Below are 26,558 nucleotides of genomic sequence, written 5' to 3'. Positions count from 1 at the left end.
GTTTCCGGCCCGACTTCGTCCTGTCACTGACGTCGCACTCTGCGTCGTCAGTAACATCGCGATAAAAAGCATACAAACAGTATGCGCAGTAAAACCCATGCACGAGGATGCGCGTGGTCAATCGCCGCTATTTGAACAGACACAAAAAAGCGCCCCGAAAGGCGCTTTTTGCTTGCAGCGGTAACGCTTACTGAACAGTCGGCGTTTCGCCGGCTTCCTGCATGCGTTGCAGCTCTTGCGCGTAAAGGGCATCGAAGTTCACCGGGGCCAGCATCAGCGCAGGGAACGAGCCGCGTACGACCAGATTGTCGATCGCTTCACGTGCATACGGGAACAGAATGTTCGGGCAGAACGCACCCAGGGTATGGCTCATCGCGCCGTCGTCCAGGCCCTTGATCAGGAAGATACCGGCCTGTTGCACTTCAACGATGAAGGCCACTTCGTCGCCGTTGTTGACAGTTACGGACAGGGTCAGCACGACTTCGTAGAAATCGCCTTCCAGCTGCTTCTGACGGGTGTTGAGGTCCAGACTGACGGTCGGCGTCCACTCCTGACGGAAGATCGCCGGGCTTTTTGGCGCTTCGAACGACAGGTCGCGAACGTAGATACGCTGCAGGGAAAATTGCGGGCCGTTTTCTTCGTTGGCAACAGCGCCGTTGTTCGGTTGATCGGTCATCTCGGATCCTTGTCAGGTAGGGCTGAAAGTTTAAGGGGAATCAGGCCAGCAGCGCATCAAGCTTGCCGGCACGCTCCAGAGCGAACAGGTCATCGCAGCCGCCCACGTGGGTCGAGCCGATCCAGATCTGCGGCACAGAAGTGCGACCGGCTTTCTTGGTCATTTCTGCACGCAGCTGCGGCTTGCCGTCCACGCGGATTTCATCGAAGGCCACGCTCTTGCTCTGCAGCAGTTGCTTGGCGCGTATGCAATACGGGCAGTAGTCGCTGGAATAGACGATGACTTGAGCCATGTTCACTTCACCAAAGGGAGATTGTCGCCGCGCCAGCTGGAAATGCCGCCGGACAGCTTGGCCGCCTTGAAGCCGGACTTGAGCAGCTCACGGGCGGTGGTGCCAGCATGCTGCCCCATTGCGTCGACTATGATCAACGTCTTGTCCTTGTATTTCTGCAGTTCGGCGGTACGGGTCAGTACCTTGTCCTGCGGAAAGTTAAGGGAGCCCACGATGTGGCCTGCGGTGAAATCCTTTTTCGAGCGCACGTCGATGACCACGCCCTGATCGCTGTTGACCAGTGCGGTCAGCTCGCGAGTGCTCAGGCTGGCACCGCCCTTGCTCAGTTCGTACGCGATCAGCAGTCCCAGCAGAACGACGAAGGCACCGGTGATCAAATAGTGGTTAGTGGCGAATTCAAGCAGGTGAGCAACCATCAGTAGGTTCCAGGGCGTTAAAATGTCGGCCAGTATACACAGCAGCCAAGGTCGGCCAAAGTCCGTACGGCAGTGACGCCGTTTGAACTTGTCCTTAAAATGCCGTTCCCTTGTACTTTGTCTATCTCTTTATCCAATCAGCATCGAGTGGGTTCTATGACTGCCACGCCAAAACCTCTGGTTCTTATCATCCTGGATGGCTTCGGACACAGCGAAAGCCATGAAGGCAATGCCATTCTGGCGGCAAAGATGCCCGTCATGGATCGTCTCTACCAGACCATGCCCAACGGCCTTATTTCCGGGTCGGGCATGGACGTCGGTCTGCCGGACGGTCAGATGGGCAACTCCGAAGTCGGGCACATGAATCTGGGTGCCGGCCGCGTGGTGTATCAAGACTTCACTCGGGTGACCAAAGCGATCCGCGACGGCGAATTCTTCGAAAACCCGACCATCTGCGCCGCTGTGGATAAAGCTGTCAGCGCCGGCAAGGCTGTGCACATCATGGGCCTGCTGTCCGATGGCGGCGTTCACAGCCATCAGGATCACCTGGTGGCGATGGCCGAACTGGCGGTCAAACGTGGCGCGGAAAAGATCTACCTGCACGCGTTTCTCGACGGTCGCGACACGCCGCCGCGTAGCGCGAAAAAATCCCTTGAGCTGATGGATCAGACCTTCGCGCGTCTGGGCAAGGGCCGCACCGCCACGATCATTGGCCGTTACTTCGCGATGGACCGTGACAACCGTTGGGACCGCGTCTCCACTGCCTACAATCTGATCGTCGACAGCACCGCCGAATTCCACGCAGACAGCGGTGTCGCAGGGCTTGAAGCCGCTTACGCACGTGATGAGAACGACGAGTTCGTCAAGGCCACGCGCATCGGCGAACCTGCCCGCGTGGAAGACGGCGACGCCGTGGTGTTCATGAACTTCCGCGCTGACCGCGCCCGTGAACTGACCCGCGTGTTCGTCGAAGACGACTTCAAGGACTTCGAGCGCGCCCGCCAGCCCAAGGTCAATTACGTGATGCTGACCCAGTACGCTGCAAGCATCCCTGCACCCTCGGCCTTCGCGGCGGGCAGTCTGAAAAATGTGCTGGGCGAATACCTGGCAGACAACGGCAAGACGCAACTGCGCATCGCCGAAACCGAAAAATACGCCCACGTCACCTTTTTCTTTTCCGGCGGTCGTGAAGAACCGTTTCCCGGTGAAGAGCGCATTCTGATCCCATCGCCGAAAGTCGCCACCTACGACCTGCAGCCGGAAATGAGCGCGCCGGAAGTGACCGATAAAATTGTCGATGCCATCGAGCATCAGCGTTATGACGTGATTGTCGTCAACTACGCCAACGGCGACATGGTCGGCCATAGCGGGATTATGGAAGCGGCGATCAAGGCGGTGGAATGCCTGGATGTGTGTGTCGGCCGTATTACCCAGGCGCTGGAAAAAGTCGGCGGTGAAGCCTTGATCACTGCCGACCACGGTAACGTCGAGCAGATGACCGACGATTCCACCGGGCAGGCGCATACTGCGCACACATCGGAGCCGGTCCCTTTCGTATACGTTGGCAAACGCCCGCTGAAAGTCCGCGAAGGTGGCGTTCTGGCTGACGTCGCACCGACCATGCTGCACCTGCTGGGCATGGAGAAACCGCAGGAAATGACCGGCCACTCGATCCTCGTGGCAGAGTAAACCGCTAAAAACCGGCCTATAGCCATCAGGCAAGGCCGGTTTTTTATGATTCAAGCCCTAAAGCAGTGGCTGCGGGGCGTTTTTTTTGCAGCGCATGGCGGGCATACTAGGCCTGACATTTTTTCTCACAATTCCTCGGTATCGCCCACCCACATGCTTCGCGCCTTGATTGCCCTTGCTCTGATCTGCCTGCTCAATCCGGCGTTTGCCGAAGACGAGCGCGTGCAAACCCAAAAACAGATAGATGCTGCGCGTCAGGATGTGGCGGAGCTGCAAAAAGTCCTGGGCAAGCTTCAGGAAGAACGTGCAGGCGTCCAGAAGGACCTGCGCACCACTGAAACCGAAATGGGCAAGTTGGAAAAGCAGGTCGAGGTCCTGCAAAAGGAACTAAAAAAGACGGAAACCGAGCTGCAAAAGCTCGACAGTGAAAAAAAGAAACTGAACAGCGCTCGTGTAGAGCAGCAACGCCTGATTGCTATCCAAGCCCGCGCCGCCTACCAGAGTGGCCGCCAGGAATACCTCAAGCTGTTGCTCAATCAGCAATATCCCGAGAAGTTCGCCCGAACCCTCACCTATTACGATTACCTGAGCCAGGCGCGCCTGGAGCAGTTGCGCAACTTCAATGAAACCCTGCGCCAACTGGCCAATGTCGAAAAAGACATCGACCTGCAACAGGCACAATTGCTGGTGCAGAAGAGCAACCTGGAGAGTCAGAGCGAAGAGCTCGCCAAGGTGCGTCAGGAGCGCCAGCAGGCGCTGGCCAGGCTGAACCAGGATTACAAGGCCCGCGATCAGAAGCTGCAGGCCCGTCAGCAGGATCAGGCCGATCTGGCCAAAGTTCTCAAGACCATCGAGGAAACGCTGGCCCGGCAGGCACGTGAAGCCGAAGAGGCTCGCCAGAAAGCGCTGGTTGCTGCACGTGAGGCGGAGGAGAAACGTCAGCGCGAAGCTGAAGCCGTCGCACGCAACAACAGCAATAGCAGCAGCAAAAGCGATGATGAACCCGCACCGCGTCGTCCGGTCAAAGCCCCCGGCGCAGTCGTTTCCAGTGCCGGAGTTTCCTACGGCGGACCTTTTGCAGAGGCCAGAGGAAAACTTCCATGGCCTGTTGATGGTCGACTGCTTGCGCGTTTCGGTGAAGCCCGCGGTGATGACGAACGGACCAAGTGGGACGGCGTCATGATAAGCGCCGCAGCCGGAAGCCAGGTACATGCCGTGCATGGCGGACGAGTGGTGTTCGCCGACTGGTTGCGTGGTGCCGGGCTTCTGGTCATTCTCGACCATGGCAACGGTTATCTCACCCTCTATGGGCATAACCAGAGCCTGCTCAAGTCGGCAGGTGACATTGTAAAAGCCGGTGAAGCGATTTCCACGGTCGGCAATAGTGGCGGTCAGGACACGGCAGCGTTGTACTTTGCTATTCGTCAGCAGGGTCGCCCCAGCGATCCGGCCCAATGGTGCCGCACTCAAGGATAAGTCGGCGTCAATATCTGTAGGAGTTCGTTAGACATGCTGCATTTGTCCCGCCTCACCTCGCTGGCCCTGGCAATTGCCATCGTTATCGGCGCGCCTCTGGCGCAAGCTGCCGAGAAGACCGCGCCAGCCACGCCTGCAGCAGTCACGCCCGCCAAGACCAATGCCAGTGCAAAGCCACCGCTGCCGCTTGACGAGCTGCGTACCTTTGCCGAGGTCATGGACCGGGTCAAGGCAGCCTACGTCGAGCCGGTGGACGACAAGACCCTGCTTGAGAACGCCATCAAGGGCATGCTCAGCAACCTTGATCCTCACTCGGCCTACCTCGGCCCGGAAGACTTTCAGGAGCTGCAGGAAAGCACCAGCGGCGAGTTCGGTGGTCTGGGCATCGAAGTGGGTGTCGAAGACGGTTTCGTCAAGGTGGTTTCGCCCATCGACGACACACCGGCTTCCAAGGCAGGCATTGAGGCAGGCGACCTGATCGTAAAGATCAACGGCACGCCGACCCAGGGCCAGAACATGCAGGAAGCGGTCGACAAGATGCGCGGCAAGATCGGCGAGAAGATCACCCTGACGCTGGTGCGCGACGGTGGTACTCCGTTTGACGTGACGCTGGCGCGTGCGACCATCCAGGTCAAGAGCGTCAAGGCGCAGATGCTGGAAAACGGCTACGGCTATATCCGCATTACCCAGTTCCAGGTCAAGACTGGTGACGAAGTCGGCAAGGCGCTGGCCAAATTCCGCAAGGACAATGGCAAGAAGATGAGCGGTCTGATCCTCGACCTGCGCAACAACCCTGGAGGCGTGCTGCAATCGGCTGTGCAGGTGGCGGATCACTTCCTCACCAAGGGCCTGATCGTCTACACCAAAGGCCGCATCGCCAACTCCGAGTTGCGCTTCTCGGCCGATCCGGCAGATGCCAGCGAAGGCGTGCCGTTGGTAGTCCTGATCAACGGTGGCAGTGCCTCGGCATCGGAAATTGTTGCCGGTGCCCTGCAAGATCAGAAACGCGGGATTCTCATGGGCACCGACACCTTCGGCAAAGGCTCGGTACAAACCGTCCTGCCGCTGAACAACGATCGCGCGCTGAAGATCACCACAGCACTGTATTACACGCCAAATGGCCGCTCGATCCAGGCTCAGGGTATCAACCCGGACATCGTGGTACGCCGGGCCAAGGTCACCAGCGAAGCCGACGGCGAGAACTACAAGGAAGCCGACCTGATGGGCCACCTGGGTAATGGCAACGGCGGTGCCGACAAGCCGACCCTCAAAGGCGGCGCAGCAGCCAAGGCGCGTCCGCAGGATGACGACTTCCAGCTCAGTCAGGCACTCAGCCTGCTGAAGGGGCTGAGTATCACCCGCGGCAATTGACGGATGCGTGTTCTCGCTCTGTTACTTCTGGCCTTCTCGATCACTGGCGCTGCCCACGCAGCGCCAGCCGATCAGGCTGAAAGACCCTCGAAAGCCTATCTCAGCCTGATCATTGACGACCTGGGTCAGAATCCGGCGCGCGACAGCCGTACACTGGCGCTTCCAGGCCCGGTCACGCTGGCGATCATGCCTGATACCCCGCATGCCACCGAGTTTGCCCGCGAGGCTCATCGCGCAGGCAAGACGGTCATGCTGCACATGCCGATGGACCCCGCGACAGGCCCATACGCCTGGCATCCCGAACTGCCACTGCCTGAGCTGGAAAGCCGTCTCAACGCTGCCCTGCTGAAAGTACCTTACGCAGCCGGTATCAATAATCACATGGGCAGCCGGATGACTGCCGAACCGGTCGCCATGGCCTGGCTGATGGCCGAGCTACAACGGCGTCATCTGTTTTTCGTGGACAGCCGCACCAGCGCGAAAACCGTGGCGGCAGCCGAGGCGCAGCGTATCGGTCTGGCCAGCGTCTCGCGCGATGTGTTTCTGGACGACGAGCGCACCGCAGAGGCCATCAGCCGACAATTGCAGACCGCTATCAACCTCGCCCGCAAGCACGGTTCGGCAGTGGTTATCGGTCACCCCTATCCCGTTACGCTGGACGTGCTGGAGCGCGAGCTGCCCAAACTCAAGGCCCAGGGCGTCGAATGGATCGACCTGCGCAGCATGATCAGCGAGCGCGGTAATCAGGCGAGCGCGGCACATGGCAAGAATGGGATTTATCGCTGACGCAGTACGCAACCACACCTCCCTGTCAGTTCTGTCAGTACACCTCGATCAAGGACAGGCCCACACTGTGTTTACTCGGTTTGGGCAGTATGGACATCCGATAGCAGATCTCATCTGACTATATCCACCACTCCCGCTGCTGTACGAGAAAATCACAGGCACGAGCATAGCGACCATCACGTCCAGGCCCGTATCTGCCCACTATTTCTCTCTCGGTCATGAAGTGACCGGGCAGCAACAGGTATCATTCGATGAGCGATTTCACTTCAGCCATCACTGGCGCGGGGGCGTTACAAGGCTTCATCTGCGGCACCTCCACAGCGGACTCCGAACCGCCGGCAACGCAAGCAGTTTCAATTGTAGCAATCGACATAGCGGCAGTTTCAGATGATCGCGTCGAGGTCGTTGTCGCGATCTACGGCGCAAACGGCGCGACGGTAGAGGCACTGAGGGCAGATGGCATCTGGGCCTCTATAGGCCCGGTTTCCATGGGCCTACTTAATCCGGATGTGCCTGCAAGTTATCTTGTAGACCCTGAACGTATCCGCCTGCGTGTGGCCGGTTTTCCAGGTACTGATACGACGTTTCATGTCCGCCCGATACTGACGCGCCTGTCATCACTCAGGAACCCCGACGGCAGCCTGTCAGTCAGTGGCTCAACCACTATGCAGTCGGGACGGGTAGAAGCATTTTCCGACTCAGAGTGGAAAGGCGTCGGTATCGTCAGCAGCGGAGTCTTTTCCAACCCGTCCGTACCGTCTGCCTACCTGTATACCGCCGATACCTTGCGTATCCGAATATGCAGCCATTCTCAAAATATTTGCTCTTACGCACTGGATTCAACGCTTGAATTCCCTCACCCGCGCTCTGTGCTTATTCGACCCATGCAGGACGCAGCTGCCGAGCAGGCCGAGATGTCCTGGTGGCTCCGCAAGGCCGACTATCAGCCAACCGGCTACTTTGCGCCAGCAGGGCAAGAGATTCAGGTATGGGCATGGGGCAACGTCGATAACCTGACCTTGCTGGTCGGCACACAAGGCATGGCTAACCGCAACTACCCTTCAGTGCAGTCCGAGAACATGCGGGCAACGCGTCTGACCCGAGGGATAAACATTATTCGAGACCCGTTGGGCGGTGCCATTCACATCCGTAAGCTGACCGGCCCCACGACCGGCGCAGCGCGGGTGACCTTCGGGAATGAGGTCATCCCGATGGCCTACTACGTCAATAGGGTTACCACTCAACCCCAATGGCTTAAAATGCTCATTCGCACCGATGCGCCTGAAGTCGAGCTGGTGGGGACGCACGTGGTGATTGCGGCATTACGGCACACGACGCTCAAGTTTTCCCATGTCGACCCCAGTGCCATAGTGCATTCTCATGAGGAGGTCATGCGCCTGGAAGCAGAGGTCAGCGGGCAGGATGGTTCCACGTCTATCCATAAAAGGTCGGCTCTTTTGCTCTATGCGGTGGAAGGCTCCGCCAGTGCAAATCCCCATGCGACCACAGGTTACATCGCCCTGCCCCATAGAGAATCGATCGGTGAGTACAACGAGGCTCTACTCGGGGGGCTAGCCGCTGAGCGATGGGTCACGCTGCACGAGTATGGACACCATTATCAAACCTCTTACAACGCCTACGGACCCTTTACCGAAGTCTCCGTTAATCTGTACGCCCTTGCTGTAGGACGACACTACATCAACGAATATACCTATTTACTTCCAGACCGATGGGCTCACACCGTGAATTGGCTGGCACTGCCCCGCCCTGTAAAAACCTATGGGGCGCCTGAATCCGACCCCATGGCAATGTTTGAGCAACTCCGCAAGGGGCTGGGCGAGGGCTTCCTGCCAAACTGGCATCGTTACATCAGAGAAAATCCAGGCCAGACCCGAGGTCTTGAATATTTCGTGTTGAGCGCATCCATCGCCGCCAAACGCAACCTCACGGAGTTTTTTGCCGATTGGGGCTTACTCAAGCTCACAGATACCGACGTGTGGAGTGCCGTGAACGCTCTCGGATTTCCTTACCCCTCACAACGGCTGTCTGCCATCAGGCCGTACTTGAATCAGGATTGACTGTAATCAGCTCGGTTCAGCAGAAGCAGGTACATGAATACGCCCGCCTGACGTCAGCATGTTCAATACCAGAGGTAAGCCGAGCCTGCCTTACATGTCCACCACCGCTTCAGCCTTGATAATGAAACAGATCATGATGAGAAGATCTGCACCTACGCCCACGACATCAACGGTCAGCCATCCGCGTTGCGCGAAGACCTCATCGCGTTGCCCGCGGCAGGGTAATCGATTACTGATAGCGCGCCTTGACGGCATCGACCCAGCCTTCGGCGCGCATCTGGTCGAGTGCCTTCTGCAAGCGAGTGACAACCTCGTCTGGCGTGCTTTTGTTGACGGCCAGGTACAACTCGGCACTGTTGAAACGCAGCGCCGTCTTGAACCCCGTGACGCCTTCCAGTTTGGCCAGATAGCGGCCAACGGGATCGCCCACTGCCCACAGGTCGATCTGGCCGTTAGCGAGCTTTTTCACATTGTCCCGGTCACGCAACATCAGGATCGGGTTCAGGCCCATGGCGTTGAGGCGTTCGCCAATGGCATCGCCTTTGTAGGCACCGATCCGGTAATCCCTGGCCTGCTCCAGTGACGTCAATGTGATGGGACTGTCGCCGCGCGCCAGCATGATCCAGTCGTAGGATCCTACCGGGCCGACCCACTTGAACAGGTTCTCGCGCTCAGGCAGGCGGGTGGTGGAAAACACGCCGTAACCAGGTTTCTCCAGCGCGAGTTTGTAAACGCGGTCCCACGGAAAGCGCAGGGTCATGCTGTAGCCGATATTCGCGCGCTTGAACATCTCGCGCACCACTTCAGCAGCAATGCCGTCGATGTTGGTTTCCTGCGCGAAATTCTTGCCATCGACCGCCATGTTGAACGGCGGGAAGTTTTCGGTCAGCAACACCATAGAGTAAGGCGCCGGGTCGCCGGCTCGGGCACCTTCACTCAACAAGACTCCGGCCCCGATCAGTGCAAGAAATAGACGTTTGAACATGTTCCGGCACTCGATCGTGAACGACGCATGCAGAGTGCCGTGAACCCGATGCACTGTCTAGCCCGGTACTCTGCGATGTCGCTTACAGACAATAAAGCAGAGACGCAGGGCCTGAAACAAAACGAGCGCCGGTCATTTCAGACCCTCGGTCCGAAACGAGCGACACTCGTTTTTAAGCGCAGCGAATCAGCGCACTACAATCCCGCGACTGGCCATGTAGGCCTTGGCCTCGGGGACGGTGTATTCGCCAAAATGGAAAATACTCGCCGCCAGCACCGCACTGGCGTGGCCTTCTATGACACCGGCCGCCAGATGCTCAAGGTTGCCGACACCGCCGGAAGCAATCACCGGGATACCCAGCGCATCGCTGATGGCGCGTGTGACGCCCAGGTCGAAGCCGTTTTTCATGCCGTCCTGGTCCATGCTGGTCAGCAGAATCTCGCCGGCCCCCAGCTCTTCCATCTTTTTTGCCCACAACACTGCATCGAGCCCGGTGGGCTTGCGTCCGCCGTGGGTAAAGATTTCCCAGCGCGGGGTTTCGCCCGGGCCTGAGACCTTCTTGGCATCAATCGCGACCACGATGCACTGCGACCCGAAGCGGGCAGCGGCTTCACCGACAAACTCGGGGTTGAACACTGCAGCAGTGTTGATCGAGACCTTGTCCGCCCCCGCATTGAGCAGGTTACGGATGTCCTGCACAGTACGCACGCCGCCGCCAACGGTCAGCGGAATGAACACCTGACTGGCCATGCGCTCGACGGTATGCAGCGTGGTGTCACGGCCGTCGACGCTGGCAGTGATGTCGAGAAAGGTGATTTCATCGGCACCCTGCTCATCGTAGCGACGAGCGATTTCCACCGGATCGCCTGCGTCCCGGATGTTCTCGAACTTGACGCCCTTGACCACTCGACCGTTGTCGACGTCCAGGCAAGGGATGATGCGTTTGGCTAGGGCCACAGGTTCAATCTCCAGCTGTTCAGCGTTGTTCGCGGTCGCAGAGGGCCTGAGCTTCGGCCACATCCAGCGTGCCCTCGTAGATCGCACGACCGGTGATTGCGCCGATGATGCCCGGAGCCCTGGCGTCGAGCAGCGCCTTGATATCGCCCAGATTATGGATACCACCCGAAGCAATCACCGGGATCCGCGTGGCAGCCGCCAATGCGGCGGTGAACGGAATGTTGCAGCCCTGCATCATGCCGTCTTTGGCGATGTCGGTGTAAACGATGGCCGATACGCCATCGGCCTCGAAGCGCCTGGCCAGATCGATGACCTGCACCGAGCTGACTTCAGCCCAGCCGTCGGTGGCGACGAAGCCATCCTTGGCGTCCAGGCCGACGATCACCTTGCCGGGGAACGCACGGCAGGCCTCAGCCACGAACTCGGGCTCCTTGACGGCCTTGGTGCCGATGATGACGTAGCTCACACCCGCCTTTACGTAGTGCTCGATGGTTTCCAGCGAGCGGATGCCACCGCCGATCTGGATCGGCAGGTTCGGGTAGCGTCTGGCGATGGCCGTGACCACATCACCGTTGACTGGCTGGCCTTCGAACGCACCGTTCAGATCGACGAGGTGCAGACGGCGGCAACCACCGTCGACCCATTTGGCGGCCATTGCCACCGGGTCATCGGAGAACACCGTGGAGTCTTCCATCCGGCCCTGACGCAGACGCACGCAAGCGCCGTCCTTGAGATCGATAGCGGGGATAATCAGCATGCTGTTTCCTTGGTCAAAAAGAGCGGCAAGCTGCAAGCGATTGGCTGCAAGTATGCGTACTCACTGATTCTTGCGGCTTGAAGCGCGACGCTAAAAGCTGCTTGTATTTCAATTCTTTTCGAGCGCCCAAAGGTCGCTTTCGATGCTCTCGAACCGCTCCTTGAGGTGCTGCTGAACATCGAAAATGGCGCGATTGTAGTAATGCGGGGCAATCTCGCGGGTGAACAGCTCAAGCACCTCAGCCACTTCGAATGTGCCCAGGTCAAGCTCGAAGCGGTCTGCGAACAGACGCTTGAGCTTGTCGATCGCCTGCTGCTCATGCTCGGGCGAAAGGGTCAGGATCGGTGGCTTGCCTTTGGCTTTGCTCATGCGCTTACCAGCGACCATCCCAGGCGGCGAAGTTCTGCAGCAACTGCAGGCCGTGGGTGTGGCTTTTTTCCGGGTGAAACTGCACGGCGAAACGTGAACCGTCGGCCAGCGCAGCGGCGAAATCGAGGCCATAGTGACCACGCCCGACCACCTGACGCTGATTGGCAGCATCGATATAGAAGCTGTGCACGAAGTAGAAACGCGCCAGGTCCGGAATGTCGTGCCACAGCGGGTGATCCACCGCCTGAGCGACCTGATTCCAGCCCATGTGCGGCACTTTCAGGTGCTCGCCTTCTTCATGCAGGTCCTTGCCGAAAAACTTTACCTGACCGGGAAACATACCGATGCAGTCCACACCGCTATTTTCTTCACTGCTGTCGAGCAACGCCTGCATGCCGACGCAGATGCCGAGAAACGGGCGGTCCTGGCTGACTTCCCTGACCAGCGAATCAAAGCCCAGGCGGCGAATCTCGGCCATGCAGTCGCGAATCGCGCCCACCCCCGGAAACACCACACGGTCGGCTTCGCGAATCACCTTGGCGTCACTGGTAATCAGCACACGGCCCGCGCCTACGTGCTCCAGCGCCTTGGCGACAGAGTGCAGGTTGCCCATGCCGTAATCGATGACCGCAACCGTCTGCATCAGAGCACACCCTTGGTGGATGGCATTTGACCGGCCATGCGCTCGTCCAGCTCGACCGCCATGCGCAGGGCACGACCGAAGGCCTTGAACACGGTCTCGATCTGGTGGTGAGTGTTGGTGCCACGCAGGTTGTCGATGTGCAGCGTCACGTTGGCGTGGTTGACGAAGCCCTGAAAGAACTCCTGAAACAGGTCAACATCGAAGCCGCCCACAGTGGCGCGGGTATACGGTACATGCATCTGCAGGCCGGGACGCCCGGAGAAATCGATGACCACGCGCGACAGCGCTTCGTCGAGCGGCACGTAGGCGTGGCCGTAACGACGAATGCCCTTCTTGTCGCCGATGGCCTGGCTGAACGCCTGACCCACGGTGATCCCGACGTCTTCTACCGTATGGTGGTCGTCGATAGCCAGGTCACCCTTGCATTCGATGTCCAGGTCGATCAGCCCGTGCCGGGCGATCTGGTCGAGCATGTGCTCAAGGAAAGGCACACCGATATCGAATCGGGCCTTTCCGGTGCCATCCAGGTTGATCGAGGCTTTGATCTGGGTTTCCAGAGTATTGCGCTCGACGTACGCCTTACGTTCGGCCATCACCAGCTCCGCAAAATCATTGGGCGAAAAAAGGCGAGCATTATAGGCCCAGATGCGCCCGCCATGAAGCAAACAGACGACCAGCAGGGCATTTAGTGAGCGAAGAGGCTCGCGATTGCGTTACATACCTTGTCGATATTCCCTTCATTCAGACCCGCCATGCATACACGGCCACTGCGCAGCATGTAAATGCCGTGAACGTCTTTCAGTTCATCAACCTGCTGCGGTGTCAGCCCGGTGTAGCTGAACATGCCGCTCTGCCTGAGGATGAAGCTGAAATCATGCCCGGAAACCTTCTGCGCCAGCACTTCAACCAGACGAGTGCGCATGTCGATGATGCGCAGGCGCATAGCCTCGACTTCACTCAGCCACTGGTCGCGCAGGTGCGGCGTGTTGAGCACTTTTGACACCAGAAAGGCACCGTGTGCAGGCGGGCTGGAATAGTTGCGTCGCACAGTCGCCTTGAGCTGGCCGAATACATTGGCAGCAGAGGCCGCGTCTTCGCAGACAACCGAGAGCCCGCCGACTCGCTCACCATACAGTGAGAAGATTTTCGAGAACGAGTTGCTGACCAGGGTTGTGATCCCTGCGTCGGCCATTGCACGGATCGCGTAGGCGTCTTCATCGATGCCTTTGCCAAAGCCCTGATAGGCGATATCCAGAAAGGCGATGAGCTGACGGTCCTTGATCACCTCGATCAACCGGTCCCATTGTTCGACCGACAAATCGCTGCCGGTCGGGTTATGGCAGCACGGATGCAACAAAAGAATGCTCTGCGCAGGCAGGCCCTGCACCGTATCGAGCATGGCCTCGAACCTGACGCCGCCGGTCTGTGCATCGAAATACGGGTAGCTGTTGACCTTGAAGCCGGCACCGCCGAACAGTGCGTTATGGTTTTCCCAGGTCGGATCGCTGACCCATACCTGTGAGTCCGGGAAGGCATACTTGAGGAAATCGGCACCGACCTTGAGTGCGCCGGAGCCGCCCACGGTCTGGATGGTGGCCACGCGCCCGGCCCGCACCAGCGGGTGATCCGCCCCGAACAAGAGAGTCTGCACCGCCTGCCGGTAAGCCGCCAGGCCTTCCATCGGCAGGTACACAGACGCCGCCTGTTCGCCTTCGGCCAGTTGCTGTTGCGCCGTTGCTACGCATGCCAGCTGAGGGATACGGCCCTGTGCGTCGTAATACAAACCGATGCTCAGATTGACCTTGTCCGCCCGTGAGTCCTTGCCAAAGGTCTCCATCAGCGAAAGGATCGGATCACCGGCGTATGACTCCACGTGGGCTAGCATGCAAACAACTCCTTCAGGCAATAAAATCAGAGCTGACTAATGTAGCAGCGTATGCACCGGAACGGGCAGTGCCTCGAGTACATAGGGTCAACTGAATATGGCTATCGCGGCGAACACCATCCGGACGCGATGATCATCGTTCCCGTGCTCCGCATGAACACGAGTCAGATCGCAATCAATTTTCGTGGGCGCAGCGCACAAAAAACAGGCAAAAAAAAGCGCCTGCACCGAGGTGCAAGCGCTTTTCTATCAACGGCAGGCCTTAGTGGAACAGCACTGCGGTTTTTTGCAGGGTGATCCAGACGCCCCACGCCAACGGAATGCCGACCGCCAGCCAGGCGGCGATGACCACCGGCTTGCTGCCTGCAGATGCCTTCCACTCCAGCGAAGTCGTGGCGTTGGCACCCTTGTCGTGACCGATGGCTTGTTCAGCAGCCAGTTCGGCGTCGGTCATGAAGTACTTGTCGGCAACCGGACGAATCAGCAGGTTGCAGATAAAGCCCAGCACCAGCAGACCCGAGAGGATGTACAGGGTGATGTCGTAGGCATCGGCACGTGCAACACCGTGGCTGAGCTGATACTCACGCAGGTAGTTGACCAGTACCGGACCCAGCACACCGGCCGCAGCCCATGCCGTCAGCAGACGACCATGAATCGCACCGACCATCTGCGTACCGAACAGGTCAGCCAGATAAGCCGGAACCGTTGCAAAGCCGCCACCGTACATCGACAGCACGACACAGAACGCCGCTACGAACAGCGCGATGCTGCCCATGTGACCCAGTGTCGGCACCGATGCATAGAGCAGGAAACCCAGCGCGAAGAACACGAAGTAAGTTGCCTTGCGCCCGATGTAGTCCGAGCACGAAGCCCAGAAAAAACGGCCGCCGATGTTGAACAGGCTCAGCAGACCGGTGAAACCGGCTGCAATCGCAGCAATGGCTTTCAGTTGGTCGGCATTGAGCTGACTGAAGGTCAGATCGTTGCCCAGCAGTTTGCCGGCGAACACTTCCTGCAGGAGTGGCGAAGCCATGCCCAGGATACCGATACCCGCCGAAACGTTAAGGCACAGCACCAGCCAGACCAGACGGAACTGCGGTGTCTTCCAGGCCACGCTGACATGCACGTGGCGGTTGGTGATCATCGCGTTCTTGGCCTTGGCAGCCGGAGCGGTCCAGCCTTCAGGTTTCCAGCCGGTTGGTGGAACGCGGTAGCCCAGCGCGCCGCCGATCATGAAGATGAAGTAGATTACCGCCATCACCACGAAGCTCTGCCAGACGCCAACGCTTTCAGCCGAAGCGAAATGCCCCATCAGCGCAGTGGCCAGCGGTGCACCCACCATTGCGCCGCCACCAAAGCCCATGATTGCCATGCCGGTCGCCATGCCGCGCTTGTCCGGGAACCACTTGATCAGGGTCGATACCGGGGAGATATAGCCCAACCCCAGCCCGATACCGCCGATCACGCCCGAGCCCAACCACATGAGCCAGATCTGGTGGGTATAGATACCCAATGCTGAAATCAGCAGACCGCCACACCAGCACACGGCAGAAACAACACCGGCCTTGCGCGGACCTGCGTGTTCCAGCCAGCCACCCCAAATGGCTGCCGAGCAACCCAGGAAGATGAAGAACAGGGTGTAGATCCAGCCCAGCATGGAAATCTGCCAGTCGCAGGTCGACGCAAACATTTGCGCGAGGAAACCCATGTCCGGAGTACAGGCGACGGGGGCGGTAACACCCACGGCTTTCGACAACGGCAACCAGAACACCGAGAAGCCGTAAGCCATACCGATACAAAGATGGATTGCCAGTGCGGCAGGTGGAACAAGCCAACGGTTGAAACCGGGCTTGGCGATAATGCGCTCTTTGGACAAGAACGCAGGCTGAACGGCAGCGCCGCCCAAGGCTGTGCTTGTGCTCATTATAATTACCCCAATGTGTGAAGCTCGCAGATGGTCCGCTGGTCCGCCACAGACTCCATGCCGAGCGGCCATGTCTGTTTTATCGGCAGGTTGTTCAGATACGTGACAAAAAGACGCACCTGAGCCAGCAAAAACGGAGACTATCACTCTCTGATGGCAAATAAGCATCTCGTTACATGCTTTTTATTATCTATTTTCATAGGTTAATCCGCGCGCTCTATGACGCCATAGATGCAATCAATTACGCGATAAGCAAAACTCTGTCCGCGCTTTAGTTGCGCCGTGACTGTGTGAGTGTTCGACTCGCCTGGAAACACCAGAAAGGTCTATCGCGAAGAAGCGGCCCATGATTTTCCCTCGGCTCTGTGGCTGACGCTGGACGAGTGCTGCGCCGTCCTACAGGGCAGCAGACTGCAATAACGGCATCCGCAGCCCGGTACGCTCGTCAGAGCGGTATACTCGTGGGCTATTTTTGAACATCGACACAAGGACTCGCCCATGAAAGCGTTCGGCAAAATCCTGGGGCTGTTTATTCTCGGGTTGTTGCTGATCATCGTGGCTCTCGGCTTTGCCCTGACCCACCTGTTTGATCCCAACGACTATAAAGACGAGATTCGCCAGCTGGCACGCGACAAGGCCAACGTCGAGCTGACGCTCAATGGCGATATCGGCTGGAGCCTGTTCCCCTGGCTCGGCCTGGAGTTGCACGACACCCATGTAGCCACCCTGACCGCCCCCGATCAGCCGTTTGCCGATGTGCAGATGCTGGGCCTGTCCGTTCGTGTGCTGCCACTGCTTCGTCGTCAGGTGCAGATGAGCGATATTCGTGTCGAAGGCCTGAACCTGACCCTGCACCGTGATGAAAACGGTCACGGCAACTGGGAAGACATCGGCAAACCTGCTGCGGCAAGTGCCGGAACGCCTGGCGAGCCCGCACCCGCGCCGGCACCGGACGCGCCCAAAGCGGAGCGCCCTTCTCAGCCAATCCGGCTGGATATCGACAGCCTGACGGTCAACAACGCCCGCGTGGATTACAGCGATGCCCGAAAGGGTCGGACCTTCACCGCCGAGAGCATTCAACTGAGTACCGGGCCGATTCGTGAAGCATCCGACATCCCGATCAAGCTGACGGCGTTCCTGAGCACCAACCAGCCAGTCGTGCGCGCCAAGACCGAGCTGGTCGGCGAATTGCGCATGGACCGCGTGCTCAAACGCTATCAATTCGAAGACATGCGCCTGTCCGGCGAAGTCGCCGGCGAGCCTTTGCAGGGCAAGACCGTGACCTTCTCGGCGCAAGGCCAGCTGCTGGTTGACCTTGCTGCCAATATCGCCGAATGGAACAGCCTCAAAGTGTCGGCCAACCAGCTGCGGGCACTGGGCGAGCTGCGTGCCCGCGATCTGGATAAAACCCCACAGATCAGCGGCGGCCTGTCCATTGCCCAGCTTGATCTGCGCACGTTCTTCGAAAACATCGGCCAGCCGTTGCCAGCCATGTCCGAGGGCGCGCTGAGCAAGGTTGAAATGGTCACGCGCCTCGCCGGCACGCCCACCAGCCTTGCGCTTGAAAACCTCAACCTGAAAGTCGACGAAAGCACGTTCACTGGCCGCATCGCGGTGGACGATTTCGCCAGGCAGGCATTGCGCGTCCAGCTCAAGGGCGACACCTTCGACGCCGACCGCTACCGCCCGGCTGAGAGCGAAGAAAGCAAAGGTGCCAAGGCCGCACGCAAATCAGAAGTGCAGTCGGGTGAAGCCGCCGCGGTTGCAGGCGACTCACCGTTGCCCGAACAACCCACCAAGGCGGCCTGGAGCACTACAAAACTGCTGCCACTGGAGCGCTTGCGCACGCTGGATGTCGAGGCCGACCTGAGCTTCGGCAAGCTGACCCTGAACAAACTGCCTATCGACAATGCAGCGTTCAAAACCCAGGCAAACGCTGGCGTCATCAAGGTCGATACATTGAGTGGCGATCTCTACAACGGCAACTTCGAGGTCAAGGGCAACCTGGACGCGCGTCCGGACACCCCTGTGGCAAATGTGCAGACGCGCATTGTCAAAGTGCCAGTCGAGCGCATTCTGGAAAGCCAGGGTCAGACACCGCCGGTACGCGGCCTGTTGACCCTCGACAGCCACCTGAGCGGCACCGGCAACAGCGAAAAAGCCCTGATCGACAGCCTCAATGGCACCGCCAGCTTCGCGCTCAATAACGGCGTGCTGGTCAACGCCAACCTGGAGCAGCAGTTGTGCAAGGGGATTTCGACCCTGAACCGCAAACCGCTGACCGGCGAACCACGCGCCAAGGACACGCCGTTCCAGCAACTCAACGGCAACCTGACAGTGCGCAACGGCGTGGCCAGCAACCCGGACCTCAAGGTTCGTATTCCGGGCCTGACCGTCAACGGTAACGGCGACATCGACCTGCGCGTCCTGGGCATGAACTACCGCGTCGGCATTATCATCGAAGGCGACAAGAGCGACATGCCGGACCCGGCCTGCGAGGTCAATCCGCGCTTCGTCGGCATCGAATGGCCCGTGCAGTGCCGCGGCCCGCTGGAGCTGGGTGCCAAGGCCTGCCGTCTCGACAAGGAAGGCGTCGGCCAGATCGCGGCAAAACTGGCGGGCGACCGAATCAGCGAGAAGCTTGAGGACAAGCTGAATGAAAAACTCGGTGACAAGGTCAGCCCAGAGCTAAAGGACGCCCTCAAGGGACTGTTCAAACGCTAAAGCAACGTGGACTGCTCAGGAGCGCCCCGGCGGCGCTCCACTAGCGCAACGTTTCATCTACCTACTCATACCCGACAACGAGAGCCCACCAGGCCATGCAACCTGAACAATTCTCCAGCGCCGTGCTGGACTGGTACGACCGTCATGGCCGACATGACCTGCCCTGGCAACAAGGCATCACGCCGTATCGGGTCTGGGTATCGGAAATCATGCTGCAGCAGACGCAAGTCAGCACCGTGCTGAATTACTTCGACCGGTTCATGGAAGCCCTGCCGACCGTGCAGGCGCTGGCTGAGGCCCCGGAGGACGAAGTGCTGCACCTGTGGACAGGTCTGGGTTACTACACCCGCGCCCGCAACTTGCAGAAGACCGCCAGAATCGTCGTGGCCGATCACGACGGCGAATTTCCCCGCGACGTCGAAAAACTCATCCTGCTGCCCGGCATCGGCCTGTCCACCGCAGGTGCCATTGCCAGCCTGAGCATGGGCATCCGCGCGCCGATCCTCGACGGCAACGTGAAGCGTGTGCTGGCGCGCTTTACGGCGCAAGAAGGCTATCCCGGCGAACCCAAGGTGGCCAAACAGCTGTGGGCCACTGCCGAACGCTTCACACCGCACAGCAGAGTCAACAACTACACCCAGGCGATGATGGACCTGGGTGCCACACTCTGCACCCGCAGCAAGCCCAGCTGCCTGCTCTGCCCGCTGGAACGCAGTTGCGAGGCGCACATGCTGGGCCTGGAAACACGCTACCCGATCCCCAAACCACGCAAGACTGTTCCACAGAAACGCACGCTCATGCCCATGCTCGCCAACGACGACGGCGCGATCCTGCTTTATCGTCGCCCGTCCAGCGGTCTGTGGGGCGGCCTGTGGAGCCTTCCGGAACTGGATGACTTCGATGATCTGCAGCACCTGGCCACACAACATGCGCTGCAACTGGGCGAGCACCATGAACTGCCGGGGCTTATCCACACCTTCAGCCACTTCCAGTTGAGCATCGAACCCTGGCTGGTCAAGGTTCGCGAGTCCGCCGATCACGTGGCCGAGGCCGACTGGCTCTGGTATAACCTCGCCACCCCGCCACGCCTGGGCCTTGCTGCCCCGGTGAAAAAGCTGCTCAAACGCGCAGCCGACGTATTGAACGCAGGAGAGTCGTCATGACCCGCACCGTAATGTGCCGCAAATACAAAGAAGAACTGCCTGGCCTGGAACGCGCGCCCTACCCTGGCGCCAAGGGCGAAGACATCTTCAACCACGTCTCGCAAAAAGCCTGGGCCGACTGGCAGAAACACCAGACCCTGCTGATCAACGAGCGCCGCCTGAACATGATGAACGCAGAAGACCGCAAATTCCTTCAGACCGAGATGGACAAATTTCTCTCGGGCGAAGAATACGCCCAGGCCGAAGGCTACGTACCCCCCGAAAAATAAAGCGTTTCACGCAGTGGAGGTCGTAAGCGTCGGTAATAATTCGAATTTTTTAAAAAACACGCTTGACGACCTCCTGAAAAACACGTCTAATGCGCCCCGTTGCCCAGATAGCTCAGTCGGTAGAGCAGGGGATTGAAAATCCCCGTGTCGGCGGTTCGATTCCGTCTCTGGGCACCACTAATTGATTTCAGGTGGTGCCAAAACCACCCGAAAGCCCACAAGAAGCCCGCCTAGTGCGGGCTTTTTGTTGTCTATGGTTTCCCAAACCAACCTTGCCAGCCCAGAGTTTTGGGGGCAGAGTTAGGGGCAAGACCGGTTCGGTCATCTTGCTTGCCCCTACAATGGTGCCCTATGCCCCGCAAAGTCACGCCCCTGACCGACTCCGCGATCAAGGCCGCAAAGCCCCAGGAGAAGTCCTACAAGCTCTCCGATGGCGAAGGTCTGTACTTGGAAATCATGCCCATCGGCTCCAAGCTATGGCGGCTCAAGTATCGTCACCTCGGCAAAGAAAACCGGCTGGCGCTTGGATCGTATCCCGAAGTGACGTTGATGCAGGCACGCAAGAAGCGATCAGAGGCCCGGCAGCTAATGGCAGACGGCAAAGACCCAAGCGCGGCCCGACAAGCGGCGAGGAAAGCGCAGAAGGTCGAGGGGCTGACATTTGAGACGCTGGCGCGGGAGTGGTTTGCCTACAACGCGCCACGCTGGGCAAAGAGCACGGCCTACAAGGCCAAGCTTTACCTGGAGAACGATCTGATCCCAGGTATCGGTGCTCGCCCACTGAAAAGCATCAGCCGGCCCGATCTGGTGGAGCTGGTGCGCAAGGTTGAGGCCAGGGGGGAAGATCCGCCAATGGCTGCACCAGATATTCCGCTACGGGTTGGCGAAGGGTGTAGTCGATAGCAACCCCGCTACCGATCTGGACGTGGTAGCCGCTCCCGCAAAAGCGCCCCGCCACCACCCACACGTCGCTTTGTCCGAGTTGCCCGAGCTACTGGGGAAGTGCGATAGCGCCAACATCAACAAGCTGACCCGCTACGCCATTCGCCTGCTGGTACTGACCGCCGTGCGACCTGGTGAATTGCGAGCCGCACCGTGGGCCGAGTTCGATCTGGACGCCGCCACCTGGACAATCCCCAAGGAGCGGATGAAGGCCCGCCGCCCACACGCTGTACCACTGCCGAGTCAGGCCGTGGAGATCCTGCGCCAGCTTCAACCGATTACCGGCGAGTACTCGCTGGTTTTTGCCGGACAGCAAAACACCGAACGCCCTATGAGCGAGAACACGATCAACAAGGCATTGCGCCTCATGGGTTACGAGAACCGCCAGACCGGCCACGGATTCCGTCATCTGCTGTCCACCGAGCTGAACGGACGCGGGTACAACAAGGACTGGATCGAGCGGCAACTGGCCCACGGCGATTCTGATGGCATCCGCGACACTTACAACCACGCCAACTACCTGGAGCAGCGCCGGGGAATGATGCAGGCCTGGGCTGACTCAATCGACGCGCTATGTGCTGGCGCGAACTCAAATGTACAGTTAATGAGGGCGTGCTAATGCTTTGCGAATACTTCCGATACATCGACCTTGAAAAACTGTATGAGCAACTACACTCGTACAATTCATTTGAAAGCTCTAAGCTCTCGAATATCCAAGAACAATTCACAGACACCCTATCATTTTGCTTTGAGGAACTGGCATACGTTGCACTAGGCCAAGACGATGAGGACGCCTGGAAAAGTTTACCGCCAATTCAGGTTGGCGCAGACGTAGGCGATATCATAGAGGCGGATTTAGAGCTTATCGCAATAGCTTCGAAAATAACGCTACCAAGTCGTCGAGCATCTGCAACTACCGCTATTGAGAAGCTGACCACACTATCTATTCACGCATCGTTTGGCGAGTTTGACTACTGGCAAAAAACAAGCTTACTCGTATATCAATACGATCTACTATGCTGGCTTTATAGTAAGGATAAAATTAAAGAAGCGTTCGAGGTATATAACTGATTTTGAAAACGTATGGCGAATTGGCGGCAAGTTATGCGCTAAGCCGTTCTTTCCAGCAGCAAAGTGAGATCGTTTCGAATATCGCCCGTGAGCGAGCGCAGAAACGTCACGCCTCCACGAACAGGGTAAAGACCCAACTGTTAGCTGAATGGGACAAAACGTCTGCCGAGTACAAGAGCCGCGCCGACTTCTGCCGCATAGTAGCCCGCCGAGACGGGATTAAGGAGCGCACGCTACAAGAGTGGATTCAAATTCACGAAAGAGATCGCTCGTGAGCTGACTACGGTCTGCACCGCAAACCGGACATTATGCTAGGCAAACTGTACGGTTTGCGCAGCACACCGGACTATCAGCACCGCCGCTTACCCGCCAGCATTGCCATCGTCGATTACCAATACCGCCCAAGGAGGCGCAGACGATGGCAAACGCTACCAACACCACCTCTCCAGCTCGCCGGTTTATCAAACGCCAGGAAGTAGAGTCGATCACCGGCCTTTCCTGCACTGAGATTTACCGCCGTGTCGCTGCTGAAAACTTCCCCAAGCAAATCACCCTCGGCCCGAAGTGTGTCGTCTGGATCGAGGCTGAGGTGCTGGCCTGGTGTGAAGCCCGCATCGCCGAATGCCGTAGCGAGGTGGCGTAATGTCCACGAAGGCGCTCAAGGCGCTCACGAAAAAGAATGAGCACCTTCATGAGCATCTTGGCGACCAGCACTCCATTCGTGCCCTTTTTCTTATCAGTCGTGCCCTTTTTGTGCAGTCGTGCCCATACCCTAGGCTGGGCACCACTGAGGGCACCACTGAGAAAAGCATCCTCAAGAGCACCGACGAACGGTCGATATCGTTGGTTGCACGCAATCGTTCTCGCGGTTATTGTTCGCCCGTCGTTGCCAATTCAGCGACCGACCTTGGCGGGTCGAATGATTTCAGGCGCAACAGCGCCCCCATTACGATTGCAGGCGCTTTTTTTGTGCCCGCAATCCTGTGTTATGGCGGGTTGCGCAGGAGCACCTTCGGGTGCGCCGGGTTCCTGAATCTCCGGTCCGCCAATCCTGTGCAACTCGCCACCCTTACCTGCTTGGCGGCAGGACGCGGTGGCTCCAATGATTCGGGAGCTTCACCTATGTATGCCCTCACTCCGTCCAAAATCCGCGCAATAGCCCATCGCCGCATGGCCCTGGCCGCCCTCCGCGCAAACTCGTCCCTATCCGTTCGCTTGAAACGCTACAACCATCACATGAGTCAGGTCCGTGTACTGGAAGCTCAAGGCGGTGCGCTGTGAAGACCAATACGACTCTCACGCTTGGCCGCATCCAGTACCGCAATCTTGCGGAAATATCCAAAGAAGCGGGTTGCTGCCTCGCGATTGGCACTGACGAAGAGCTGGGGGGCAACTGGGGTATGTTCAACCCTTTTGCACAGGCTGTTTACGCTGACGCGTCAGTCAACGAAGTGTCGCTGCAGGAACGAGTTGTAATTCTGGTTGCCGAAAAAATAGACGCAGCTACCCTGCGGAGCGTCCAGCGCCCAGAGATAGATTGGTCCCAACTTGAGGACGACGAAATCCACACGTTCGTTGTCATGCATGAGATCGGACACTATCGCGATAACTTCAGCGGCTTTGACACTTTCGGAATTACCGACCCAGAACTTCGCGCCGATTGCCAGAGAGTTATTGGTGCTGTAAACGAAATATTAGCTGACCGCTACGCATGGAACGCTATTCGACCTGGTGAGCCTGTTCCTTTGTGTGAAACCGGCAAACGACTGCAAGACTCAATGGCTGAGTCAATGGCGCTGCTGGATAAGTGCATACCTCGTATCCGTCGGGCTCCGCGCACTCTGCCACGCGGCCAATATGCATATGTCCCGCAGGCGATGTTAATGACCGACTCTAAGGTCGCTTATGTGGGAACGAAAGTATCTCCAGAACTGGTGGACCGAGTTCGTGATCGTCGCCGCATTTATCGCCGCGATACTCGCGTAAGGGGCTAACTATGAAAATTCAAAACGGCGCACTTGCGCCGACGGGATCGGCTTGCCTTGAGAACGTACTTTCGAGGCTCGAAAAAGTTAAACCGGCAGGCGCGCACAAGTGGAAAGCGTGTTGCCCAGCGCATGATGACCGCTCTCCAAGTTTGGCAATTTCGGACACTTCAGATGGCACCGTTCTGTTGCGCTGCTGGGCAGGTTGTTCAGCTAAAGCGATTGTTGAGGCCATCGGTTTGGAGCTTCGGCATCTGTTCCCAAACAGCGTGCGCGAGCGAACCGGCCCCAGCAAAGCTGCGATCAATCACGAGCGCGCGATTTACCTGATCGGCGCGGCACTTCAACAAAACGGCACGCTTTCCGGGGATGACCTGGAGCGGTTCAACATCGCCAAGCAACGTCTGGGGGTCGCATGACCATTAAAAAAGATCCGTTCGGCTCCCAATGGGCAGAGCCAAAAAGCGCCATCACGCGCGCTGATCTGCCGGCCGTATGGCGGGCGAACGCAGTGCGCGCCAACAACATCAAGCCGGTAGCGATCCGCTGGTTGTGGCCTGGCTGGCTGGCGCGCGGAAAACTGCACATTCTGGCGGGTGCCGGCGGCACCGGTAAAACCACGTTGCTGATTGGCCTAATTGCAACCATTACCACTGCTGGGCGGTGGCCAGATGGTGAAATCTGCCGAGAGCCGGGTAATGCCGTGATCTGGTCGGCCGAGGACGATCCTGCTGACACGTTGGTGCCTAGGCTGATAGCCGCAGGCGCAGACCTGAGCCGGGTGGCGATCCTCCAGGGCCGCGTTAACTCCCGTGGCGACGTTGAGCCGTTCGATCCTTCGAACGATATCGGCCTGCTGCACATGACAGCCGAAGAAATGGGCGGGATATCGCTGCTCATGATTGATCCTGTGGTGAGCGCAGTGAAGGGCGATATGCACAAGGCCAATGACGTGCGTCGCGGCCTGCAGGGAGTTGTCGACTTTGCCGAACAGAACCTGTGCGCCGTGGTGGGGATTTCCCACTTCGCCAAGGGTGGCGCAGGCACATCGCCTGCGGATCGGGTCATTGGCTCACAGGCGTTTTCGGCGCTTGCCCGCACGGTACTTGTGGCGGCCAAACAGCACGACTCTGACGCCCGGGTGCTGGCGCGGGCCAAATCCAACATCGGCACAGACGATGGCGGCGTTTCCTACACCATCGAGCCTTGCACACTTGATGACGGCATAGAAGCCACTCGGGTTGAGTGGGGTGAGCTGATTCAAGGCTCGGCCCGCGAGATTCTGGGCGATGTGGAAGGCCAAGACGATGAGGCGCGCCTTGATGATTCGGATGACCCGACTGAGGCGCTCCGGCGGATTCTGGCAAAGGGACCACTGCCCGGCAAAGAAGCCAAAGGCTTCATGGCCAGCAACGGCTACACGCAAAAACAGATCCGCCGAGCGCGTGAGCAACTGTCGATCACTACGGCTCGCAGTGGGTTCGGCGGCGACACTGTCGTCACCTGGTCGCTCCCTCAGCCCGATGGCGAATACGCCATGTTTCAGGCCGATTCCCAGTCGTGCCCTCAGTCGTGCCCACCCTTGGACATGGGCACGACTGCACAAAAAGGGCACGACTGCGAGGAAAAAGGGCACGAATGGAACCAGTACCTCAAAGGCCCACTGCCTGACGGCACATCTCTTCCCTTCCTGGACGATGACGCGGAGGAAGTCTGATGGCCGCTCTCGCCTACCTGCTGAATCTCGGTTTCGCGGCAAAGTTGAGCGGCAGACGCGTTCGGGTTTCACCCGCCAGCAGACTTACCGACCCTATCCGCTCCTACATCAAAAACCATCGTTTGGAGCTGATTGCAGAGCTGGCTTCAGACGACGGCGTTGAGCGCCGCTGCCACTGGCAGGTTACGAGAGACGGGAAAAGGCTCTGCACGATGATCGGTGAACCGATGACCAGGGCCGAAGCGCTGGAAATTGTTCGCTGGCGATGGCCTGACGCTGGCCTTGGATAGATGTGAGCAAAACTGCGCGCACCTACTCCCCCCATAACTGGGGGCAGCCGCCACTAACGCTCGCACCGTTACCGCGCCGTTAGCCGGGATGCG

General features: G+C 58.6%; 27 protein-coding genes, 1 tRNA gene and 1 pseudogene. 18 read left to right on the top strand and 11 right to left on the bottom strand.

The features are described 5' to 3' along the window. A partial coding sequence (locus ALO80_RS31735) for a hypothetical protein (protein WP_217997878.1) occupies positions 1 to 184 on the top strand: 184 nt, incomplete at its 5' end. Positions 185 to 187: 3 nt separating this feature from the next. On the opposite strand, the gene secB is transcribed toward ALO80_RS31735, so the two are convergent. The 3 genes from secB to ALO80_RS05205 are packed head-to-tail and all read right to left on the bottom strand — an operon-like array spanning position 188 to position 1,384. Beyond that, positions 188 to 676 carry a protein-export chaperone SecB gene (gene secB / locus ALO80_RS05215; RefSeq protein WP_002551468.1) on the bottom strand — a complete coding sequence of 163 codons (489 nt, stop codon included), beginning with the start codon at positions 674 to 676 and terminating at the stop codon, positions 188 to 190. Positions 677 to 716: 40 nt separating this feature from the next. Further along, positions 717 to 968: a glutaredoxin 3 gene (gene grxC, locus ALO80_RS05210; RefSeq protein ID WP_054988634.1), complete on the bottom strand. Its 252-nt coding sequence runs from the start codon at positions 966 to 968 to the stop codon at positions 717 to 719. Between the two features lie 2 nt (positions 969 to 970). Then, positions 971 to 1,384, bottom strand: coding sequence for a rhodanese-like domain-containing protein (locus tag ALO80_RS05205; protein ID WP_054988635.1), 414 nt, complete (start codon positions 1,382 to 1,384; stop codon positions 971 to 973). Between the two features lie 156 nt (positions 1,385 to 1,540). On the opposite strand from ALO80_RS05205, the gene gpmI reads away from it, so the two are divergent. From gpmI to ALO80_RS05180, 5 genes are all read left to right on the top strand, one after another. Then, positions 1,541 to 3,073, top strand: coding sequence for a 2,3-bisphosphoglycerate-independent phosphoglycerate mutase (gene gpmI / locus ALO80_RS05200; RefSeq protein ID WP_055008189.1), 1,533 nt, complete (start codon positions 1,541 to 1,543; stop codon positions 3,071 to 3,073). Between the two features lie 153 nt (positions 3,074 to 3,226). Beyond that, positions 3,227 to 4,549, top strand: a complete 1,323-nt coding sequence (locus tag ALO80_RS05195) for a murein hydrolase activator EnvC family protein (protein WP_055008188.1) — start codon at positions 3,227 to 3,229, stop codon at positions 4,547 to 4,549. A 33-nt stretch (positions 4,550 to 4,582) separates the two neighbouring features. Continuing rightward, positions 4,583 to 5,920: a S41 family peptidase gene (locus ALO80_RS05190; protein ID WP_054988638.1), complete on the top strand. Its 1,338-nt coding sequence runs from the start codon at positions 4,583 to 4,585 to the stop codon at positions 5,918 to 5,920. Between the two features lie 3 nt (positions 5,921 to 5,923). Beyond that, positions 5,924 to 6,706 (top strand): divergent polysaccharide deacetylase family protein, encoded by a 783-nt coding sequence (locus ALO80_RS05185; protein WP_055008187.1) that lies wholly within the window; start codon positions 5,924 to 5,926, stop codon positions 6,704 to 6,706. A 251-nt stretch (positions 6,707 to 6,957) separates the two neighbouring features. Then, positions 6,958 to 8,784, top strand: coding sequence for a M60 family metallopeptidase (locus ALO80_RS05180; RefSeq protein WP_055008186.1), 1,827 nt, complete (start codon positions 6,958 to 6,960; stop codon positions 8,782 to 8,784). A 229-nt stretch (positions 8,785 to 9,013) separates the two neighbouring features. Here the strand turns inward: ALO80_RS05180 and ALO80_RS05175 are convergent, their stop codons facing one another. From ALO80_RS05175 to ALO80_RS05140, 8 genes are all read right to left on the bottom strand, one after another. Further along, entirely contained in the window at positions 9,014 to 9,769 is a 756-nt protein-coding gene (locus ALO80_RS05175) for a substrate-binding periplasmic protein (protein ID WP_055008185.1), read from the bottom strand. Positions 9,770 to 9,955: 186 nt separating this feature from the next. Beyond that, positions 9,956 to 10,726, bottom strand: coding sequence for an imidazole glycerol phosphate synthase subunit HisF (gene hisF / locus ALO80_RS05170; protein WP_055006271.1), 771 nt, complete (start codon positions 10,724 to 10,726; stop codon positions 9,956 to 9,958). A 19-nt stretch (positions 10,727 to 10,745) separates the two neighbouring features. Further along, a complete protein-coding gene (gene hisA, locus ALO80_RS05165; protein WP_054988642.1) occupies positions 10,746 to 11,483 on the bottom strand; it encodes a 1-(5-phosphoribosyl)-5-[(5-phosphoribosylamino)methylideneamino]imidazole-4-carboxamide isomerase in 738 nt (245 codons plus the stop codon). 108 nt (positions 11,484 to 11,591) lie between these two features. Continuing rightward, on the bottom strand, positions 11,592 to 11,852 hold the full coding sequence (locus tag ALO80_RS05160) for a DUF2164 domain-containing protein (RefSeq protein WP_055006264.1): 261 nt from the start codon (positions 11,850 to 11,852) through the stop codon (positions 11,592 to 11,594). A 4-nt stretch (positions 11,853 to 11,856) separates the two neighbouring features. Next, positions 11,857 to 12,495, bottom strand: a complete 639-nt coding sequence (hisH, locus tag ALO80_RS05155; RefSeq protein WP_054988644.1) for an imidazole glycerol phosphate synthase subunit HisH — start codon at positions 12,493 to 12,495, stop codon at positions 11,857 to 11,859. Then, on the bottom strand, positions 12,495 to 13,088 hold the full coding sequence (gene hisB, locus ALO80_RS05150; protein ID WP_002551454.1) for an imidazoleglycerol-phosphate dehydratase HisB: 594 nt from the start codon (positions 13,086 to 13,088) through the stop codon (positions 12,495 to 12,497). Before hisB ends, hisH begins: the two co-directional genes overlap by 1 nt. 92 nt (positions 13,089 to 13,180) lie before the next feature. Beyond that, the gene (locus ALO80_RS05145; RefSeq protein WP_054988645.1) at positions 13,181 to 14,380 is read right to left on the bottom strand and encodes an amino acid aminotransferase; all 1,200 of its coding nucleotides are present in this window, start codon (positions 14,378 to 14,380) and stop codon (positions 13,181 to 13,183) included. A gap of 262 nt (positions 14,381 to 14,642) precedes the next feature. Further along, complete coding sequence (locus ALO80_RS05140; RefSeq protein WP_055006262.1) at positions 14,643 to 16,304, bottom strand: OFA family MFS transporter; 1,662 nt, start codon at positions 16,302 to 16,304, stop codon at positions 14,643 to 14,645. A gap of 498 nt (positions 16,305 to 16,802) precedes the next feature. Here ALO80_RS05140 and ALO80_RS05135 point away from each other — a divergent pair, with 498 nt between their 5' ends. The 12 genes and pseudogenes from ALO80_RS05135 to ALO80_RS05075 all read left to right on the top strand — a co-directional run bounded on the left by ALO80_RS05135 (position 16,803) and on the right by ALO80_RS05075 (position 26,465). Further along, positions 16,803 to 19,028 (top strand): AsmA family protein, encoded by a 2,226-nt coding sequence (locus ALO80_RS05135; RefSeq protein WP_055008184.1) that lies wholly within the window; start codon positions 16,803 to 16,805, stop codon positions 19,026 to 19,028. Between the two features lie 95 nt (positions 19,029 to 19,123). Next, positions 19,124 to 20,191, top strand: a complete 1,068-nt coding sequence (mutY, locus tag ALO80_RS05130; RefSeq protein WP_054988648.1) for an A/G-specific adenine glycosylase — start codon at positions 19,124 to 19,126, stop codon at positions 20,189 to 20,191. Beyond that, positions 20,188 to 20,460 (top strand): oxidative damage protection protein, encoded by a 273-nt coding sequence (locus tag ALO80_RS05125; protein ID WP_002555777.1) that lies wholly within the window; start codon positions 20,188 to 20,190, stop codon positions 20,458 to 20,460. The genes mutY and ALO80_RS05125 overlap by 4 nt, the downstream gene beginning before the upstream one ends. A gap of 101 nt (positions 20,461 to 20,561) precedes the next feature. Beyond that, positions 20,562 to 20,637 (top strand) — tRNA-Phe (locus ALO80_RS05120). A 174-nt stretch (positions 20,638 to 20,811) separates the two neighbouring features. After that, positions 20,812 to 22,021 (top strand): annotated as a pseudogene (locus tag ALO80_RS05115) (tyrosine-type recombinase/integrase). Further along, a complete protein-coding gene (locus ALO80_RS05110; protein WP_055008183.1) occupies positions 22,021 to 22,473 on the top strand; it encodes a hypothetical protein in 453 nt (150 codons plus the stop codon). The pseudogene ALO80_RS05115 and the gene ALO80_RS05110 overlap by 1 nt, the downstream one beginning before the upstream one ends. A gap of 418 nt (positions 22,474 to 22,891) precedes the next feature. Then, entirely contained in the window at positions 22,892 to 23,116 is a 225-nt protein-coding gene (locus ALO80_RS05100) for a helix-turn-helix transcriptional regulator (RefSeq protein WP_055008181.1), read from the top strand. Next, a complete protein-coding gene (locus ALO80_RS05095; protein WP_055008180.1) occupies positions 23,116 to 23,754 on the top strand; it encodes a hypothetical protein in 639 nt (212 codons plus the stop codon). Before ALO80_RS05100 ends, ALO80_RS05095 begins: the two co-directional genes overlap by 1 nt. Next, entirely contained in the window at positions 23,751 to 24,467 is a 717-nt protein-coding gene (locus ALO80_RS05090) for a hypothetical protein (protein WP_055008179.1), read from the top strand. Before ALO80_RS05095 ends, ALO80_RS05090 begins: the two co-directional genes overlap by 4 nt. Before the next feature lie 2 nt (positions 24,468 to 24,469). Further along, positions 24,470 to 24,877 carry a virulence-associated protein E gene (locus ALO80_RS05085; protein ID WP_055008178.1) on the top strand — a complete coding sequence of 136 codons (408 nt, stop codon included), beginning with the start codon at positions 24,470 to 24,472 and terminating at the stop codon, positions 24,875 to 24,877. After that, positions 24,874 to 26,175, top strand: a complete 1,302-nt coding sequence (locus tag ALO80_RS05080; protein WP_083493151.1) for an AAA family ATPase — start codon at positions 24,874 to 24,876, stop codon at positions 26,173 to 26,175. The genes ALO80_RS05085 and ALO80_RS05080 overlap by 4 nt, the downstream gene beginning before the upstream one ends. Continuing rightward, on the top strand, positions 26,175 to 26,465 hold the full coding sequence (locus tag ALO80_RS05075) for a hypothetical protein (protein ID WP_055008177.1): 291 nt from the start codon (positions 26,175 to 26,177) through the stop codon (positions 26,463 to 26,465). The genes ALO80_RS05080 and ALO80_RS05075 overlap by 1 nt, the downstream gene beginning before the upstream one ends. Positions 26,466 to 26,558 lie beyond the last annotated feature (93 nt).

Origin of the sequence: Pseudomonas caricapapayae (assembly GCF_001400735.1) — a bacterium.
In the GTDB taxonomy this organism is placed as follows: domain Bacteria; phylum Pseudomonadota; class Gammaproteobacteria; order Pseudomonadales; family Pseudomonadaceae; genus Aquipseudomonas; species Aquipseudomonas caricapapayae.
Note: the sequence above shows the minus strand (reverse complement) of the source record. Positions and strands in the feature narration are given on the sequence as shown.

Bases quoted from the DNA above. Each gene is read 5' to 3' on its own strand.
- secB (WP_002551468.1), bottom strand. From the start codon at position 676: ATGACCGATCAACCGAACAACGGCGCTGTTGCCAACGAAGAAAACGGC.
- grxC (WP_054988634.1), bottom strand. From the start codon at position 968: ATGGCTCAAGTCATCGTCTATTCCAGCGACTACTGCCCGTATTGCATA.
- ALO80_RS05205 (WP_054988635.1), bottom strand. From the start codon at position 1,384: ATGGTTGCTCACCTGCTTGAATTCGCCACTAACCACTATTTGATCACC.
- gpmI (WP_055008189.1), top strand. From the start codon at position 1,541: ATGACTGCCACGCCAAAACCTCTGGTTCTTATCATCCTGGATGGCTTC.
- ALO80_RS05195 (WP_055008188.1), top strand. From the start codon at position 3,227: ATGCTTCGCGCCTTGATTGCCCTTGCTCTGATCTGCCTGCTCAATCCG.
- ALO80_RS05190 (WP_054988638.1), top strand. From the start codon at position 4,583: ATGCTGCATTTGTCCCGCCTCACCTCGCTGGCCCTGGCAATTGCCATC.
- ALO80_RS05185 (WP_055008187.1), top strand. From the start codon at position 5,924: ATGCGTGTTCTCGCTCTGTTACTTCTGGCCTTCTCGATCACTGGCGCT.
- ALO80_RS05180 (WP_055008186.1), top strand. From the start codon at position 6,958: ATGAGCGATTTCACTTCAGCCATCACTGGCGCGGGGGCGTTACAAGGC.
- ALO80_RS05175 (WP_055008185.1), bottom strand. From the start codon at position 9,769: ATGTTCAAACGTCTATTTCTTGCACTGATCGGGGCCGGAGTCTTGTTG.
- hisA (WP_054988642.1), bottom strand. From the start codon at position 11,483: ATGCTGATTATCCCCGCTATCGATCTCAAGGACGGCGCTTGCGTGCGT.
- ALO80_RS05160 (WP_055006264.1), bottom strand. From the start codon at position 11,852: ATGAGCAAAGCCAAAGGCAAGCCACCGATCCTGACCCTTTCGCCCGAG.
- hisH (WP_054988644.1), bottom strand. From the start codon at position 12,495: ATGCAGACGGTTGCGGTCATCGATTACGGCATGGGCAACCTGCACTCT.
- hisB (WP_002551454.1), bottom strand. From the start codon at position 13,088: ATGGCCGAACGTAAGGCGTACGTCGAGCGCAATACTCTGGAAACCCAG.
- ALO80_RS05145 (WP_054988645.1), bottom strand. From the start codon at position 14,380: ATGCTAGCCCACGTGGAGTCATACGCCGGTGATCCGATCCTTTCGCTG.
- ALO80_RS05140 (WP_055006262.1), bottom strand. From the start codon at position 16,304: ATGAGCACAAGCACAGCCTTGGGCGGCGCTGCCGTTCAGCCTGCGTTC.
- ALO80_RS05135 (WP_055008184.1), top strand. From the start codon at position 16,803: ATGAAAGCGTTCGGCAAAATCCTGGGGCTGTTTATTCTCGGGTTGTTG.
- mutY (WP_054988648.1), top strand. From the start codon at position 19,124: ATGCAACCTGAACAATTCTCCAGCGCCGTGCTGGACTGGTACGACCGT.
- ALO80_RS05125 (WP_002555777.1), top strand. From the start codon at position 20,188: ATGACCCGCACCGTAATGTGCCGCAAATACAAAGAAGAACTGCCTGGC.
- ALO80_RS05110 (WP_055008183.1), top strand. From the start codon at position 22,021: ATGCTTTGCGAATACTTCCGATACATCGACCTTGAAAAACTGTATGAG.
- ALO80_RS05100 (WP_055008181.1), top strand. From the start codon at position 22,892: ATGGCAAACGCTACCAACACCACCTCTCCAGCTCGCCGGTTTATCAAA.
- ALO80_RS05095 (WP_055008180.1), top strand. From the start codon at position 23,116: ATGTCCACGAAGGCGCTCAAGGCGCTCACGAAAAAGAATGAGCACCTT.
- ALO80_RS05085 (WP_055008178.1), top strand. From the start codon at position 24,470: ATGAAAATTCAAAACGGCGCACTTGCGCCGACGGGATCGGCTTGCCTT.
- ALO80_RS05080 (WP_083493151.1), top strand. From the start codon at position 24,874: ATGACCATTAAAAAAGATCCGTTCGGCTCCCAATGGGCAGAGCCAAAA.
- ALO80_RS05075 (WP_055008177.1), top strand. From the start codon at position 26,175: ATGGCCGCTCTCGCCTACCTGCTGAATCTCGGTTTCGCGGCAAAGTTG.